At 67.7% G+C, this 16,551-nt stretch carries 12 protein-coding genes; 5 read left to right on the top strand and 7 right to left on the bottom strand.

Annotation, left to right across the window (positions count from 1 at the left end):
• Positions 1–213: 213 nt before the first annotated feature.
• Positions 214–846: a TetR/AcrR family transcriptional regulator gene (locus AC1RVW_RS05890; RefSeq protein WP_493198619.1), complete on the bottom strand. Its 633-nt coding sequence runs from the start codon at positions 844–846 to the stop codon at positions 214–216.
• A gap of 82 nt (positions 847–928) precedes the next feature.
• Here AC1RVW_RS05890 and AC1RVW_RS05895 point away from each other — a divergent pair, with 82 nt between their 5' ends.
• A complete protein-coding gene (locus AC1RVW_RS05895) occupies positions 929–1,585 on the top strand; it encodes an O-methyltransferase (protein WP_234383060.1) in 657 nt (218 codons plus the stop codon).
• Here the strand turns inward: AC1RVW_RS05895 and AC1RVW_RS05900 are convergent.
• Positions 1,582–2,793 (bottom strand): serine hydrolase domain-containing protein, encoded by a 1,212-nt coding sequence (locus AC1RVW_RS05900; RefSeq protein WP_493198620.1) that lies wholly within the window; start codon positions 2,791–2,793, stop codon positions 1,582–1,584. The genes AC1RVW_RS05895 and AC1RVW_RS05900 overlap by 4 nt on opposite strands.
• Positions 2,794–2,982: 189 nt before the next feature.
• On the opposite strand from AC1RVW_RS05900, the gene AC1RVW_RS05905 reads away from it, so the two are divergent.
• Genes AC1RVW_RS05905 through AC1RVW_RS05915 form a run of 3 tightly spaced genes read left to right on the top strand, consistent with a single transcriptional unit; the run spans position 2,983 to position 8,743 of the window.
• Positions 2,983–4,002 (top strand): TRAP transporter substrate-binding protein, encoded by a 1,020-nt coding sequence (locus AC1RVW_RS05905; RefSeq protein ID WP_155742470.1) that lies wholly within the window; start codon positions 2,983–2,985, stop codon positions 4,000–4,002.
• A complete protein-coding gene (locus AC1RVW_RS05910; protein WP_493198621.1) occupies positions 3,999–7,025 on the top strand; it encodes a bifunctional diguanylate cyclase/phosphodiesterase in 3,027 nt (1,008 codons plus the stop codon). Before AC1RVW_RS05905 ends, AC1RVW_RS05910 begins: the two co-directional genes overlap by 4 nt.
• Positions 7,025–8,743, top strand: a complete 1,719-nt coding sequence (locus AC1RVW_RS05915; RefSeq protein ID WP_493198623.1) for an OPT/YSL family transporter — start codon at positions 7,025–7,027, stop codon at positions 8,741–8,743. Before AC1RVW_RS05910 ends, AC1RVW_RS05915 begins: the two co-directional genes overlap by 1 nt.
• On the opposite strand, the gene AC1RVW_RS05920 is transcribed toward AC1RVW_RS05915, so the two are convergent.
• The 5 genes from AC1RVW_RS05920 to AC1RVW_RS05940 form a co-directional block, all read right to left on the bottom strand.
• On the bottom strand, positions 8,736–9,614 hold the full coding sequence (locus AC1RVW_RS05920; RefSeq protein ID WP_493198625.1) for a 2OG-Fe(II) oxygenase: 879 nt from the start codon (positions 9,612–9,614) through the stop codon (positions 8,736–8,738). The genes AC1RVW_RS05915 and AC1RVW_RS05920 overlap by 8 nt on opposite strands.
• A 4-nt stretch (positions 9,615–9,618) precedes the next feature.
• Positions 9,619–10,290 carry a hypothetical protein gene (locus AC1RVW_RS05925; protein ID WP_493198627.1) on the bottom strand — a complete coding sequence of 224 codons (672 nt, stop codon included), beginning with the start codon at positions 10,288–10,290 and terminating at the stop codon, positions 9,619–9,621.
• Positions 10,291–10,331: 41 nt separating this feature from the next.
• Entirely contained in the window at positions 10,332–10,982 is a 651-nt protein-coding gene (locus tag AC1RVW_RS05930; protein WP_081267629.1) for a hypothetical protein, read from the bottom strand.
• A gap of 18 nt (positions 10,983–11,000) precedes the next feature.
• Entirely contained in the window at positions 11,001–12,422 is a 1,422-nt protein-coding gene (locus tag AC1RVW_RS05935; RefSeq protein WP_081267800.1) for a cytochrome-c peroxidase, read from the bottom strand.
• Positions 12,423–12,521: 99 nt separating this feature from the next.
• Positions 12,522–14,975 carry an alkaline phosphatase family protein gene (locus tag AC1RVW_RS05940; RefSeq protein WP_081267628.1) on the bottom strand — a complete coding sequence of 818 codons (2,454 nt, stop codon included), beginning with the start codon at positions 14,973–14,975 and terminating at the stop codon, positions 12,522–12,524.
• 611 nt (positions 14,976–15,586) lie between these two features.
• On the opposite strand from AC1RVW_RS05940, the gene AC1RVW_RS05945 reads away from it, so the two are divergent.
• The gene (locus AC1RVW_RS05945) at positions 15,587–16,543 is read left to right on the top strand and encodes a hypothetical protein (RefSeq protein ID WP_155742468.1); all 957 of its coding nucleotides are present in this window, start codon (positions 15,587–15,589) and stop codon (positions 16,541–16,543) included.
• Positions 16,544–16,551: the final 8 nt, after the last annotated feature.

Below are 16,551 nucleotides of genomic sequence, written 5' to 3' on the forward strand. Positions count from 1 at the left end.
TCCCCGCCCCCTCCTCCTCCGCCGCAGGCAACAAGCACGAGGGTGATTGCCGTGGCAAGGGCGTAGCCAGCGCGGCGCGAAAAGGCGGAATGCAGCGTCATCGGGATGGTCGGCGAGTGAAGCGTTTTTTGACGAACGCGCAGGCTAACGAAGGAGGCTTTCCGAAGCCATCCCCGAGAACAGGTAGAACGGTGTGGACTCCGAGCGCCGGGCTCAGCGCGATGCGAGGCTTTCCAGGTAGGCGCAGAGCATGTCGGCCATCGCGTCCGCCCAGGATTCGATCTCGGCGGCGGTCCGGGGGCTCTCCGAAAAATCCTTGCCCACCGTGCTGAGCGTCCTCACGATCAGGTCGCCCGCCATTTCACGCGTGGCATCGGAAGCCGCGGGCAGGGCTTGCTTCATGAACACCCTCACGATCTCGCCGCCGGCGGCGCGCACTTCCCGGGCCTCGGGCGCGTCACGGTAGAACGGCGCGGCGTCGCCGAGCGCCGTTCGCACCTGCGCCTCGTCGCACTCGGAGCGAATGAAGGCGTGCGTGAGCATGCGCAGGCGTTCGAGCACGGGCCGCTGCATGTCACCCAGAATGCCGCGCATCATTTCCGTGGTCTGCTGCCATTCGTCGCTCTGCAGACGAAACAGGATCGACGCCTTGTTCGGAAAGTACTGATAGACCGAACCGACGCTCACCCCGGCCCTCTCGGCGACGCGCGTGGTGGTGAAGCGGCTCACCCCTTCCTTCGCCAAAACCTGAATAGCTGCCTGAAGAATGGCCTGGAGAAGGTCGGCCGAGCGCGCCTGCTTGGGCTTTCTGCGAGAGGAGATGGAGGCACTCGAGCGGTCTGTCATGGGCAGGATCCGTAACGCGAATGGAAAACGTGAAGGGTTCTTCATATTATTTCGCATCTGCTTTTTCACACGAAAGAACCCGGTGACGACCCTGACCTCCCCTCCCCTCGCCCCTTTGCTCGACCGCCTGTTCCTGCAGGCCGCCGCGGCAACCAGCCCTGCCATCGCCAGCATCAGCCGCGAGGAACGCGAACGGCTGATGCACAGCAAGACCGAGTACCTCGACCTCTATGGCCGGATGAAGGATCTTTGGCTGCCGGTGTCGCGCGAGACCGGCGTGCTGCTCTACCAGCTGGCACGCAGCATGAACGCGCGCAACATCGTGGAGTTCGGCACTTCCTTCGGCCTGTCGACGCTCTACATGGCTGCCGCGCTACGCGACAACGGCGGCGGCAGGCTCATCAGCAGCGAGTTCGAGCCATCGAAGATCGCCAAGGCCCGCGAGCACCTGACTGAAGGGGGCGTGAGCGACCTGGTCGAAATCCGCGAAGGCGATGCGCTGAAGACGCTGGCCGTCGACCTGCCCCAGACCATCGACCTGGTGCTGCTGGACGGCGCGAAGGCGCTCTACCCCGACATCCTGGCGCTGGTCGAGAGCCGCCTGCGGCCGGGTGCGCTGATCGTGGCGGACAACGCCGACCACAGCCCGGAGTACCTCGCACGCGTGCGTGCGTCCGACGGCGGATACCTGTCGGTCCCCTTCGCCGCCGACGTGGAACTGTCCATGCGGGTGGGCTAGCCGCCGGGCTTCCCCACGCCTTCGTCGTCGATGGCCTTTTGCACCGCCCTGTAGAAACTGTCCCGCGCCGCGCTGTCGGCGCGGTTCGACGCCCCACCCGCCCAGTTGCCGTTCGAGGCGATGACCAGCCTGCGCTTCGGGTCGATGAAGATGCCCTGGCCGAAGATGCCGCGCGCCGCGAAGCTGCCGTCGTCGTAGGTCCACCATTGATAGCCGTAGCCGCGGCCCGGCTGGCCGATGTCCGTGCGCCGCGTGGTGGCCTCGGCCAGCCAGCCGTCCGGCACGATCGGCTGGCCGCCGATGCGTGCGCCGTCGAGCACGAACTGCCCGAAGCGGGCAAAGTCGCGCGTGGCCGCCTGGATGCAGCAACCGCTGATCTCCTGCCCCGAGCGGTTCAGGATCCAGGTGGCCTGCTGCTCCATGCCCGCGGGCCGCCAGATCTTCTCCGACAGATAGGTAGCCAGCGGCTTGCTCGTAGCCCGTGCCACCAGCACCCCCACCAGATTGGTCTCGCCCGTGCTGTAGTTCCAGCGGGTGCCCGCCGGTGCCGCCCGGGGGAGCTGGCGCAGGTAGCTCACCAGCGCGTCGGCACCCGGCTCCGGCCGATGGTTGTTGAAGCGCGCCACGTCCGACTGCGGATCGCCGTAGTTTTCGTTCCAGCGCACGCCGGAGGTCATCGTCAGGAGCTGGCGGATGCTGACAGCGTCATATGCCGAGCCCTTCATCTCCACGATGTAGTCGCTGACCTTGTCGTCGAGGCTGCGAATGTGGCCGTCCCGCACGGCCGCACCGAGCAAGGTGGAAGTGATGGATTTCGCCACCGAGAAGCTGGTCCAGCGCCCTTCGCGGTCGAAGCCCAGGCCGTAGCGCTCCAGGCGCAGCTTCCCGTCTTGCAGGATCACGAGCGCGGCGCTGCGCTGCTGCGCCATGTATGCATCGACGTCCAGGGACAGCGCCAACGGCGGCCCCGGCGGCAAGGCCGACGGCGCGGCACCAGCGGCCACGACGTGCGCCTTGGCCAGCACCGGCAAGCGGTCGAGGGCCCGGAAGCCCGCATCGCGCTGGCGCTGGCTCCAGAACAGCACATCGCTGTTGGTGGGCAGCGTGGAGAGCAGCCCGCGCGTTTCCTTGTCCAGGCTGAACCAGCCCGCCGCCCCGGCGATGGCCAGCACGGCGAGCCCCCCGAGAACGATCTTGCCAAGCTTCATGCTGAGAATTCCATGCGAGACGGTGATGAGTGACGATGTGCAGCGCATTGGACACCAAGCCGTCCCGGCCGGCGCCGAGCCCGTTACAACATCCGAGGGCGTTCACTCATCGCTGCCCGTGAAACCTGTGTAATGATTTGAAACCCTTCTCGCTTAGGGCTTATGTTGGTTTATTTCGCCGGACTCCTGATGTTTTTCGCCTCGCTGCTCTGCCACGCGCAGACGGCGCCCGAGCAACGGCTGCGCATCGTCGGCGGCCTGGGAGGAGTCACGCAGTACACCGGCCACGAAGAGCAGTTCTGGACCCGGGATCTGGCCACGCTGTCGGGCGGCCGCTACACCGCCAGCATCGTGCCCTTCGACCGTGCTGGCGTGCCGGGGCAGGAGATGCTCAACCTCATGCAGCTGGGCGTGGTGCCTTTCGGCACGGCGCTGCTGAGCCAGGTCTCGACGCAGTATCCGGAGCTGGGCGCCGCCGACATGGCGGGGCTGAACCCCGACGTTTCCACGCTGCGGCGCACGGTCGGCGCATTTCGCCCCTACCTGGCCGCCGCGCTGCGCGAACGCTACGGCGCCGAACTGCTGGCCGTGTACATCTACCCGGCCCAGGAGGTGTTCTGCAACAAGCCGCTGCAGCAGCTGTCGGACCTGGCGGGCCGCCGCACGCGGGTGTCGAGCTCGACGCAGGCGGATTTCATCGCCGCGGTGGGCGGCACGCCGGTCTACACCGAGTTTTCGCAGATCATGGCGAACATGAGGTCAGGCAACACCGACTGCGCGGTCACCGGCACCATGTCGGGCCACACGCTGGGCCTGCACGAGGTGACCAGCACCATCTACACCTTGCCGCTGAGCTGGGGCGTCGCGGTGTTCGCGGCCAACCGGGAGAGTTTCAACGCGCTGCCGGCCGACCTGCAGGCATTGCTGCGCAAGGAACTGCCCAAGCTGGAAAACGCGGTATGGACCCAGTCGGAGCGGGAAACCGACGAGGGCATCGCCTGCAACACCGGTGCGGCGGGTTGCACCAAGCCCACCAAGGGCCGCATGACGGCCGTCCGGCCGTCGCCACAGGACGAAGCGCGCCGCCGCGAGATCTTCGCGAACCGCGTGCTGCCCGGCTGGGTGCGGCGTTGCGGCCCGGAGTGCGCCAAGGCCTGGAACGACACGCTGGCGCCGGTGGTGGGGCTGCGCGCTCCTTCAGTTCAGTGAAGCCGCATTTCCCGCGCCGCGTCACCGCCATCGTCTTCGGCGTGGCCGTGCTTTTCCTCGCCACGGTGGTGACCGTGGCCAGCCTCATCGTCTGGGATGGGCGCCAGAAGGCGATCAGCGACCACGAGAACCTGGCCGTGCGATTCGTCAGCGGCTCCGAGGCGGCGCTCAACCGCTCGCTGCTGAGCGTCGACATGCTGCTGGCGGGCGCCAACGAACTGCTGCGCAGCTCCACCGTCGGCAGCGCCGGCAACGACATGGGCCGCTTCGAGGACCACCGGCTGCTGGACACCGTGGTGCGGCAGAACCTGCTGGTACGCCACGTCGCCTTCGTCGACGCACGCGGCGCCGTGGTGGCATCTTCCGACCGGCGCGGCGCACAGCTGCCGCTGGTGCTGCCCGCCGGCTTCATCGACAGCGTGCTGGCCAACCCGGTGTCCACCCTGGCCATCAGCCAGCCGGCCACCAGCCTGGTCACCTCGCAGAGGGTGTTGTTCTTCGCGCGCGCCACGACGCTGGCCGACGGCTCGCGCATGGTGGCGGTGGCCGAGGTGCAGCTCTCGCTGCTGGCCACCATCATGACCCAGGGCGCCGGCATCTACGGGCTCGAAGTCACGCTGGAGCGCGACGGCGGCCCGCTGCTGGCGAGCCTGCCGCCGCGCGACGATCTTGACGGCCGGCAGATCGAGCCCGCCCTGCACGAGAGGACCAGCGACGGCAAGCCCTCGCGCATGGCGGCGCGCCTGAGCGGGCTGCCGGCCATCGTGGTGGCCCGTCCGACCCTGCACCGCAACCTGCTGATCGTCGCGAGCATTCCCCTGACCGCGGCACTGCGCGAGTGGCGCCGCGAGCGCGACCTGATCGCCTGGACGGCCGTCGCCATCGGGCTGATGATCCTGGCGGTGGCCTGCTTCACGCACATCCAGCTGCGAAGGCAGTGGCTCGCGCAGATGGAGCTGCTGCGTTCCAAGTTCACGCTCGACCAGGCCCTGGAGTCGATGATCGACGGCTTCATCCTGCTCGACTCGGACAACCGCGTGCTCACCTGGAACCGCGGCTTCGTCGCGATGTTCCCGTGGGTCGCGCCGATGATTGCGCCGCAGCTGCCGTTTCGCCAGATCATGGACGAGACCGCCCGGCATGTGGTGCATGACCAGGGCCCGGCCGGCTGGACGGCGCTGAACACGCCGCAGATGGATCAGCCTTACTCCGAGCAGGAGGCGCTGCTGGAGAGCGGCCAGGTGATCCGCGCGGCGCGCAGCCGCACGCCCGACGGCGGCATCGTCTGCGTCTACCAGGACATCACCGAGAAGCGCCGCCACATGGCCGCCATCATCGAGAGCAAGGCACAGCTGCAGGCCACGCTGGATGCGCTGCCCGACCTGCTGCTGGAGGTCGGCCTGGACGGCCGCTGCCACGGCTGCCACTCGCCGCGCGTGCCGTTCCCGGCCATCGAGATCGCGGACCCGGTCGGGCACCTGCTGTCCGAACTGCTGCCCGCCGAAGCGACCGCCGAAGTCATGGGCGCGCTGCACGACGCCGACGCCAAGGGCCATTCGGCCGGCCGGCAGTTCGAGCTGCGCCACGCGGGGGACAAGGACTGGTTCGAGATCTCGGCCTCGCGCAAATCGATAGGCGACGGCCGGGACGCGCGCTTCATCGTCATCCTGCGCAACATCACCGAGAGCAAGCGCGCGGCGCGGGAGATCGAGCACCTTGCCTTCTACGACACGCTCACCGGCCTGCCCAATCGCCGCCTGCTGCTGGACCGGCTCAAGCGGGCCATGGGCTCCAATGCGCGGGGCTCGCGCCGTTGCGCGCTGCTGTTTCTCGACCTCGACAACTTCAAGACGCTGAACGATGCGCTCGGCCACGACATCGGCGACGTCATGCTCAAGCAGGTGGCGCAGCGGCTGAAGGAATGCCTGCGCGAAGGCGACATGGTGGCGCGCCTGGGCGGGGACGAGTTCGTCGTGATCCTCGAAGACCTGGACACGCAGAACGTCGTCGCCACCTCGCAGACCGAGACCATGGGCGCGGCCATCCTCGCGCGGCTGAGCCAGCCCTACCAGCTCGGCCTGCAGCAGCACCACAGCACCTGCAGCATCGGCGCCGCGCTTTTCGATGCGGGGAACGCATCGATGGAGGAAGTGCTCAAGCAGGCGGACATCGCGATGTACTACGCCAAGACCGACGGCGGCAACGCGCTGCGCTTCTTCGAGGCAGGCATGCAGACCACCATCACCGCGCGCGCCACGCTGGAGAGCGAGCTGCACGCGGCCATCGCCGCCCGGCAGTTCGTTTTGCACTACCAGAGCCAGGTCACCGACGAGAACAAGGTGACGGGCGCGGAGGTGCTGGTGCGCTGGCGCCACCCGGTGCGCGGCCTGCTGCTGCCGCACGAATTCATCGACGTGGCGGAAGACACGGGGCTCATCATCCCGCTCGGCCTGTGGGTGCTGGAGGCCGCCTGCATGCAGCTGGTGGCCTGGCGGGACGACCCGCGCCTGGGCCACCTGCAGCTGTCGGTGAACGTGAGCGCGCGGCAATTCCGCGAAGCGGACTTCGTCGACCAGGTGAGCCGGGTGCTGCAGCGCACCGGCGCCGACCCGCGCAAGCTCAAGCTGGAGCTCACCGAAAGCCTGCTGCACGAAAAAGTGGTCGACGCCATCGGCAAGATGAACGCGCTGGCGGCGCTCGGCATCCAGTTCTCGATGGACGATTTCGGCACGGGCTATTCGTCGCTGTCGTACATGACGCAGCTGCCGCTGAGCCAGATCAAGATCGACAAGTTCTTCGTGCACAGCATCGGCCTGAACCCGAAGGTGGAGCTGATCATCCAGACGATCATCGGCATGGCGCGCAACCTCGAGCTCCAGATCGTGGCCGAGGGCGTGGAAACGCAGGCGCAGCGCGACTTCCTCGAGCGCCACGGCTGCCGCGTGTGCCAGGGCTACCTGTTCGGACGGCCCCAGCCGCTGCACCTCTACGAACGCGAACTCGAATTCGACACCGCCGCCTGATGCCGCCCTCGCAAGCCTCCCCGCGAGCCCGCCGGCGCTGGTTGCCGGCCGAGGGCAGCTGGCGCTACCACCTGCTGCTGGTGGCCGCGGGTGCCCTCGTGCTGGGGCCGCTGGCCGGCGTGACGGCGGCCTACATGAACTTCTCGCTCGGCTTTTTCGTCGGCGGCCAGGTGCTCGCCGGCCTGCTGGGCTCGGCCGTGACGGCGGGCTACGGCGCGAGCGGACGGCACGGCGCCAACTACATCCAGACGGCGGCCGCCTCGGTGGCCGCCATGAGCGGGCTGGGCGTGCTGCTGCAGGCCATGGCGTGGATGGGCATGCCGCAGCCGCCGGCATGGCAGCTGATGCTGTACCTGGGCTGCATCGGCATGCTGGGCGCGGGCGTGGGCATGCTCTACACGCCGGTGCTGGTGGAACGCATGCGGCTGACCTATCCGTCGGGGCTGGCCGTGGCCAACATCCTGCGCGCGCTGACCGATCCGGCGTTGCTGCGGCGCTCGGTCAAGCAGCTCGGCGGTGGCATCGGCATCGGGCTGGTGGCGGGGCTGGCCACCGCGCGGCTGGCGGTGCTGGGCGCCATCGGCATGTCGGCATCGACCCTGGGCGCAGGGCTGGTGGTGGGCGCGCGCATCGGCGTCCCGGCGCTGACCGGAGGCCTCATCGGACTGGCGCTCAAGCCATGGTTCGTCTCGGCCGGCTGGCTGCAGGCGGACGACGCGCCGCGCAAGGTCATGTTCCTCATCGCGCTGGGTGCGATCATGGGCGCGGCGATCCTGGACATGGCGTTGATCTTCCGGCGGGCACTGCCGGGCGCACGGCGGCAGGCCGCAGCGCACGACGAGATGCCCGGGGTCACGCGCGGTCTCGCGCTCTGGGTGCTGTTCTGGGGCGCCGCCACCGTGGCCTGCGGGCATTGGCTGCTGGCGCAGCCGGTGTTCTATCTGGTGGTGGCCGTGGCGCTGGTGTTCGTCTTCGCGCTGGTCAACGGGATCTCAGTGGGCGTGAGCGATTCGAACCCGATCTCGTCGGCCTTCGTCGTGACCGTCGTCATCCTCGCCGCGCTCGGACTGCGCGACCCCACGGTGGGGCTGATGGCCGGCGCGGTGCTGCTCATGGCCACGGGCGTGGCCTGCGACATGCAGCAGGACCGCTCCACGGGCTGGAGGCTCGGCAGCTCGCGCACGCTGCAGTTCCGCTACCAGGTAATGGGCATCGTGGTGGGCGCCGTGCTCGCGGTGGTGTTCGCGCGCCTGTTCATGGCGGCCTACCCGGTTCTGCTGCAGGACCAGACGGTGCTGAAGGCCGATCAGCAGCCGGGCGGCTGGACCTCGGCCATGACCTACAAGTTCGTCGGCGTGCTGCGCAGCCTCACCGACGACGTGCCCTACCAGCGCACGGCGATCGGCATCGGAATTGCCGCGGGCCTCGTGATCGAGGGCCTGCGCAAGTGGATCCGGCCGCGCGGCTTCGTGCTCGACGCGATCGTGCTGCCGTCGCCGTATGCGCTGTCGTTCGGCGGCTTCGTGCCGCTGTCGGCGTCGCTGTGGTTCGCAGCGGGCGGCGTGGCCGGCAGCCTGTGGACCGCCCGCGCACCCGCGCGCGGGGACGCGCCACAGGACATGAGCAGCGCCTCGCTGTTCGGCGGCGGCCTGATCGCCGGCGACGCGTTGGCCGCGGTGGGACTGGGCGTGGCCAGCCTGCTCGCTGCCGTCACCTAGCCGCCACGAACCGGCGCTCGCGCATCCACTTGGTCATGACCCACTTCTCGCCACGGTCCACGGTCGCGCTGGCATGCAGGCAGCGCGCATCGACGCGCCCGCTGTCGTCGCCATATTCGAAGTAGCAGGCGTTGCCCCGGATCGGCGAGAACGCCAGGCCGAGTTGCGGGAAGACGGTCTGGCCGCCGTCCGGCACGTCGTTGAGATAGGTCACCAGGGTGCTCACGCGCTGTCCGCTTCGCGCGATGGATTCGCGGTTGGCGGCGTTGGTGGGCGCCAGGTAGTCGTGGTGAGGCTCGCTGCCCGCGCCGGTGGGGTAGTGCAGCACCTGCAGCCCCTCGCCGTTTTCCAGTGGCAGGTTCATCAGCACGGACAGGCGCCGGTCGAGACGCGCGATCAGCTCGTTCTCGCCCAACCGAAAGAACATGCCCCAGCTGGTGCGCTTGTCGCTCACCACGTCGCGCCCGCTCATCGGATCGACCAGCGTGGAAGGCTTCAGGCGTGGACGCGCCATCTCGATCACGGCCTTGCACTCGTGCGCATCCACGACATTGCCGAGCGCGGCGTAGACCGGATCGTTGCCGCGCGAATGCACGACGACCTCGCGATCGGTGGTCGGGATCCGCGTGCCCGATGCGAGCCGCGCCACGGGCCTGCCGGGGGACTCGTCCGGTATTTCGATGGCATCGGCAGGCATCGCGGTACCGCGCTGCCGTGCATCGACGTAGGCCGACACGATGGCCCGCGCCGAGCGCTCGTTCATGCCCTGGCCGAGCATGGTGGAGACCAGTGCCTGCGGCGCCCGCCCGGCATTCAGGTTGTGCGTGAGCCAGCGGCCCAGATCGGGCGAGAAGCGGACGACGGTGCTCATGGATTCACACGGGCCCCAGCCGCGCGACCCAGCCCTTGTCGCCGAGCGTGAAGCCCTGGCGCAGCTGCAGCTGCCCGCCCGCGCCGTTGGCGATGCGCGTGATCATCGGGAACACGCGCTGCGCGTCGGCGTTCTGCATCCACGGCGCCGTGTCGATCTGGTAGGTGTAGCTCACCACCGCCATCGGATGCTTCGCGTCGGAGGTGTCGACCTTGACGTCGACGATCTTTTCGCGCTTGAGATGCGCCACGCAAAAGTCGTTGGCATGCTCGGCGCCACGGGTGACGTAGGGATGCGGCTTGTAGAACTTGCGCCCGGCATCCGTCAGCTCGAACCGCTTGACGGCGCCGTCCGGGTTCTCGCTGCTCTTCGGCACGGCCACGATGGTGCTGTGCACCAGGCCCAGCTGTTCCATCACCGGGAACTGGATGGCATGGCGCGCGCCGGAGCCGGCCTCGGCCTCGGTCAGATCGATGGGCCAGTCGAACATGGCCAGGCAGATGTCGCCGCGCTGGGCCAGATGCTCATCCAGTGCGGGCGCGAGGTTCTCCGCGGTGGGGGCCTTGGGGTCGTGGCTCGCGCTGCATGCGGCCAGTGCGCAGATCAGCGCAATGCCCGTCAGAGTCTTGATCGAGGCCAGGGGGCCCCGGCTCGGGCAGATGCAAAAGAGATTCATGGGGTTTGTGGTTGTTTTCAGGAGCAAGGGCGATCGCGGACTCAGTGCATGTCCAGCTCGTCCGCGACCCAGCCGCGCCGCGTGAGGTGCACGCCCAGGCGCACCTGCATGGTTCCTTCGCGCTGGATGGCGCGCGCCAGCAGCGGAAAGGCCTGTTGCACTTCAGGCGTGCCGGCCCACTGGTCGGGCGCGATGCGGTAGGTGAAGAGCAAGGAGGTCGCGGTGCGGCCGTCGCGCGTCTGCGGCGGATCCCAGCCGACCAGGCGGTCCAGGCTCAGGGTGGCCGCGCAGAAGTCGCCCGGGTGCGTCACGGTCTGCGTCGTGGTGCGAATCACCACGGGCACCTGCAGGTAGTACTTGCGGCCCGCGTCGGTCAGCGCGTATTCGCGGGCCGGCGCGTTCGCTTGGCTGGCCGCGACATCCCTGCCCGTCACCAGGCCCAGCTTCTCGAGCAACGGCATCTGCTGCGCATCGGGTTCGTGCGATCCGGCCGCCACCGTGATCGGCCATGTGTACTTGGCCAGGCAGACATGGCCGCGCTGCGCGAGATAGTCATTGACCGTCGCCGTGAAGTTGTCGCGGTCCGGAAAGCGCGCCTGTTCGTTGTCGCAGCCGGCCAGCAAGGCCAGCAGCGCCAGAAGAAAGCCGACGCCGCCGACGCGGCGCGCGAGGAATGAGGTTGTTTGCGTCATCGAATCAACGAGCCGTCTTCAGTTCACGCATTTGCCGGTGGCCGGTGGCTTGGCGGCAGGCTGATAGCCGTCGCTCAGGACACCCAGGAAGCAGACCAGGTCGGCGACCTGCTGCGGCGTCATGGCCGGCGGGGAGCCGGGCGCGCGCGGCCTGGTGCCGCTGGCCAGCGTCTTGTCGCCGCCCTCGCCCGTGCCCATCGGCACTTCCTCGTCGATGCTGCCCTGCTGCGCAGGCGGCAGGTCGTTGTACTTGCGGACCTTCGCCCCGGGCACATGGGTGGGTTGCAGCGCCCAGGCCGGGTTGGCCCGCGGCGCGCCGGTGGCGTCCTTGTCGGCCGGATACCAGTACTCCGGGTCGGTGTCGCGCGTGTTGTAGAAGTTGACGACCTGCTCCAGCGAATGGAGCACGCCGTTGTGGAAGAAGGCGCCTCGCGTCGCCACGTTGCGCAGCACCGGAACCTTGAACATGCCGCAGTAGGGGTTGGGGGTCTGCGGCGTGGCGGGCATGTGGTCGGTGCGGTAGGGGCCGCACAACCCCATGTCGAAGTACTTCGGATCGTCGTTGGCGGGAATCGGATCCGGATTGTTCGGGATCGACCTGTCGTTGCGCGGCGCGCCCAGGGCCTGGTAGGTGAAGTCCGTCATCAGGCCGGAGTTGCCGTTGAAGTTGGCGCCCGTGTAGTGGCAGCCGGAGCAGTTGGCAACACCGCTGCTGTGGAACACGACCTCGCCGCGCCGTTCGGCCGGCGTCAGCGTGCCGCCTGCCTTGTTGAAGACGTAGAGGTCGTACTTGCTGCTGTACGGGTGGAAGCTCAGGTCCTCCGTCTCCAGCGCCTGGATCGCGGTGCCGACGGCGTCGAAGGCCTTGTCGGTGTCGTTGAAGACGTCGGCGCCGAAGGCTTGCCTGAACAGGCCGGCATAGGCGGCGTTGCGCACCGCCTTCACGACCGCTTCCTTCGAGGGGTTGTTCATCTCCAGCGGATTGAGCAGCGGCAGCGCGGCCTGCGCCGCCAGCGTCGCCGCGCGGCCATCCGCCATGAAGCCGCCGCCGGGCGAGTTGGAGGTCACGCCGTCCGGGTTCGGCGCGTCGTCGTCGAAGGCGGGTGTCGATTCCTTGTAGCGCAGCGAGGGCACGGCGCGCGCGCCGGCCTGCGTGATGTCGGAGCCCAGTTGCACCGAGATGCTGTTCGGCGGCCCGTAGGCGTATTGCGGGTCGTGGCAGCTCGCGCACGACATGTTCTTGCCGCTCGACAGGTTCTTGTCGAAGAACAACATCTGCCCGACCTGCGCGCCCGGGCTCAGGGCCGGCGCGCGCGGGCCGGCGCTTGCCGCCGTCGCCGTGCCCTTGCCATCGCAGCCCGCCAAAGCCAGAAGCGCCACCGAGAGCGCCACCGAAAGCGCCACGACGAGGGGGAGCGTCTTTTCCGTTACCAGATTCATCATTCACCGTTGCTCGAAGGCCGGAAAAAGCTGTTCCAGGCGGCCCCGCAAGGAGTTCCGCCTGGAACACCGCCCCGTTTCCCCGGGGCGGCCTTCGGCTTACTTGATTGCCCAGACGTTGGTCTGGCTTGCGTCGGGGCCCGTTTGCGGGGTGATCTGGCCTTCCAGCTTGCCCGTGAGCGTGTCGACCTGGCCGACGATGTCGGCCGCATACAGCTTCTGCGTGTAGTTGCCCGGGATCACGTAGGCATGGTTGATGGGCCGCACCGAGTCGAAGTGCGTGTCCACGCTGCCCGCGAATTCCGGCAGCGCCGTGATGTTGGCCGTGATGAAGGCTTCGGTGTACTTGGCGCGGTTCAGGTAAGTCGCATCCACGGCCGGGTCGGCGATCTGGAACATGTCCTGCAGCGTGCGCACGAACGAGAAGTGGCTGTAGGAGTCGCTGTCCGCGATCTTCTTTTTGGCCGTGCCCACGTCCTGCTGGTTGGAGATGATCCCGAAGATCGAGTTGCCGTGGCCGAAGTTGCCCGAGCTGTAGTTGACCGGTGCGGTGGTGGCCGTCGCCTTGCCGTTCGCATCCACGGTCACCGGTGCGGCGCCCGAGTTCTTGCCGCCGGCGTTCCAGCCGCAGCACGAGCCGTTGCTGCCGCCTTCGCCTTCGTCGTACATCACGACGATCGCGACGCGCTTCTGCGGGTTCTTCCACAGCGCGGAGTTCTGGATCTTCTTCACCACCATGCCGAGGTAGATGTCGGCGCGCATGACGCCGTTGGCCTGGCCGTTGTTGTTGCTCACGCAGCTGGTGTCGCTGCCGACGCCGTGCATGTCGTCGCACTGGTCCGGAACGATGAAGTTGATGTTGCCCACGTCGCCCGTGGCCAGGTCCTTGCTGAACTGGTCATAGACCCAGCCGTTCGGAATCGGGTAGGCCGAGGACTTGAGCCAATCCGCTTCCTGGTACTGGGTGCCGAAGATGGTGCGGTTGGTGGCCACGAACTCGGGCAGGTTGCGCGCGCTCTGGTAGGCGATCGACGGGCCGTGCTTGACCTTGTACAGGCCGTTCACCACGCCGAAGTTGGCGGTGCCGGTAAGGCTGGGGGTGGAGCCGTCGAGATTGGTGAAGCCGTTCAGGCGGTTGCCTGCGTCGTAGGTGGCGGTGACGGACGCGTCGGCGATGCTGTCGGCGCGAACGTCCTGGCCGGGGTTCATCGATTCGCTGTAGGTGCGGATGGTGCGGCCCGTCCTGGACATCAGCGTGAACAGGTTGTCGCCGAGGACGTTGTGCACGGTGCCGCTGGTCGGGTTGTCGCCGCAGGTGGTGCTGGCCGCGCTGTAGCCGGCGCGCGTGGCGCTGCCGGCGGGCGGCAGCGGGCCTTGACCCGGCAGCGGCTGGCCGTCGGAGGCCGTGCCGCCGGTGAATGCGACGTCGGTGATGGCGTTGGCGCTGCCGGCGATCACGCCGCATCCGAACCAGTTGTCGTCGTTGATGCCGAAGTCGTCGCCGCCGCCGAGCGCGGTGTAGTTCGGCTCGGACGGGTTGCCGGTCGAGTAGTACGTCGTCAGCTGGTTGTACTTGTTCAGGATGTAGTTGATGTTCACGGCCCGCGAGTTGCCGACGATCACGTCGGTCGACTTGTTCTCCTCGACGACCACGAAGATGTTGTCGTAGGCCGGCACGCCTTCCACGTTGAAGGCCGCCTGCTGCGCCTGCGCGAAGGTGATGGGCGCCTGCTTCTGCGTCGGCACCGACGGCGTGACCTTGCTGCCGTCCCTGTTGGTGATGGTCACGCTCGACAGGCCCACCAGGCGCGGGTCGCCGCCCGCGACGGCCAGGTTGTCGGGGAACATGTCCTTGCGGTCGAGCTTGGTCGTCGCATAGGTGTAGCGGTTGGTCAGCTGGTTGTCTTCGTACAGCACCGCGTACTGGCTGGCGCCGCTCAGCGTGTTGACGTCCGCCAGCGGGTCGGCGACCGTGGCCGTGCCGAGATTGAACGCCGGTCCGTTGAGGCGCGCGACGAGGTTGGCTTTCTCCGCCGCGTAGCTGCTGCCGTTGGCTTCCACCAGGCGTTGCGCTTCGCTCGACAGCGGGCTGATGACGACCTTGCCCGCGCCCTGGTCCGCGATCTGGGCGGCCGAGGCGCGCAGGATCAGGTGGCTGGCCACCGCGGTGCCGGTGGCGGTGTTGATCGCACCCGTGCCTATGTCCGCCACCAGCGGGCCGGTCTGGGTCGTGGTCAGCGTGAACTTGCCGCTGGCGTCCGTGACGGCCGACACTTCGCCGCTGTCGAGCACGCCGTTGCCATTGGTGTCGACGAAGACCGTGGCCTTCTGGTAGTAGCCGGCCTTGAGGGTCGGGTTGCCCGTGGCGCTGCCCGGCACGAAGCCGCTGGCGGCGACCACGCCGCTGTAGGTGGTGGGGCTGGCGGTGGGCGTCGTTCCGACCGGGAAGACGATGGCGCCGGGCCCGCCGTTGCCTCCCCCGCAAGCGGCGAGCACGCAAGCCGCGACCGTCGTCAAGGACGTGAACAGGGCTTTTCTATTGAGAATGTTCATATGAATCTTGGGGCTGAGAGTTATGGATGGTTTTTTCCGGCCTGCAAGCGGCAACAGAGGCAACTGCTTTTGTATTAACAAATGCCGCATCGAGGAGAAATGTAGAAATCGCGGGTGACATTTGTGTGTCAAACCGCCATACATCCTCGAATCTCACGCGCGTTTTTTCATCCGAATTTCCGGCGGCGCTATCGACTGACCGGAAGCTGACTTCAAAATTAGGTGAGAGTTAGGAATTAGTTAGACGTGGATTACAAGGGCGATACATAGAGGCCGCCCGGCATGCAACGCAGCGCTTCCCAAGCCGGACATCGCAATCCAAAAATCAATTGATCCAGGCAAAAATCAATTCATCTGGGCATCCGGATTTGGAAAATCACCGGATCTCCAATTCTTTTTTTAGTCAATTGCCAAGCCCGCCACGCGATCAAAATTTCCACAAATTGATTTGCAAATCAATCAGCTCTTGAATTGACGGCCGCGCATTGCTGCGGCGAAGCGATGCCCCGCTCGGGCTCATTGCCTACCCCCGCTAGCGCCGGCCACCGACCGAAGCGCCGCGGCGCAAGCCAAAAAGTGCGAGCTCCACAACAAGCAGACAAGGAGCGACCATGAGCTCATATGGCGTCAATACACCACCCTCCGGCGTGCTCGCCGCGGAGGGCAGCCGAAGCGGTGTCTCATGGGGCGCGATCTTCGCGGGCGCGGCCGGCGCTGCATCCTTGTCGCTGATCCTGCTGGTGCTGGGCACCGGCCTCGGCATGTCCTCCGTCAGCCCTTGGACCCATCAGGGCGCCAGTGCGGGCGCCATCGGCGTCGCGACGATCCTGTGGCTGAGCTTCACCCAGATCGCCGCGTCTGGCATGGGCGGTTATCTGGCAGGCCGGCTGCGTACCAAGTGGGCCGGCGTGCATACGGACGAGGTCTACTTCCGCGACACGGCCCATGGCTTCCTGGCCTGGTCTGTCGCGACGTTGCTGACCGCCGCGCTGCTCAGTTCCGTGGTGGGTTCGATCGTGGGCGCGGGTGCGCAGGCTGGTGCCACTGTCGCGAGCGGCGCGGCCGCGGCTGTGGGCATGGCAGGGGCTGGCGCAGGCGCTGCCGCGTCGCAGTCGGCACAGGACGGCGGCACGGGCCCGATGAACTACTTCATCGATTCACTGTTCCGTCGCGACGCCAGCGCTCCTGCCGCCGCGACCGGCGACGCAGGCACCGGACAGCCCGCCATGCCGGAACGCGGCACGGCAGCGGCCAACGCCGAAGTCAGCCGCATCTTCCTGAACAGCATCCGCACCGGTGCGCTGCCGCCGGAGGATGCGCGGTATGTCGGCCAGGTCGTGGCGCAGCGCACGGGGTTGAGCCAGCAGGACGCCGAGAAGCGCGTGAACGACACCTATGCAAAGGCACAGGCCACGCTGCGCGACGCGCAGGCCAAGGCCCGGGAAGCCGCCGACGCGGCCCGCAAGGCATCCGCGTATGCCGCCTTGTGGCTGGTGGTCTCGATGCTGATCGGCGCCTTCGTCGCCAGCTTCGCCGCAACCTACGGCGGGCGCCGGCGCGACCTCTGAACGACCGG

Source organism: Variovorax sp. MPBD4-3 (assembly GCF_058809745.1).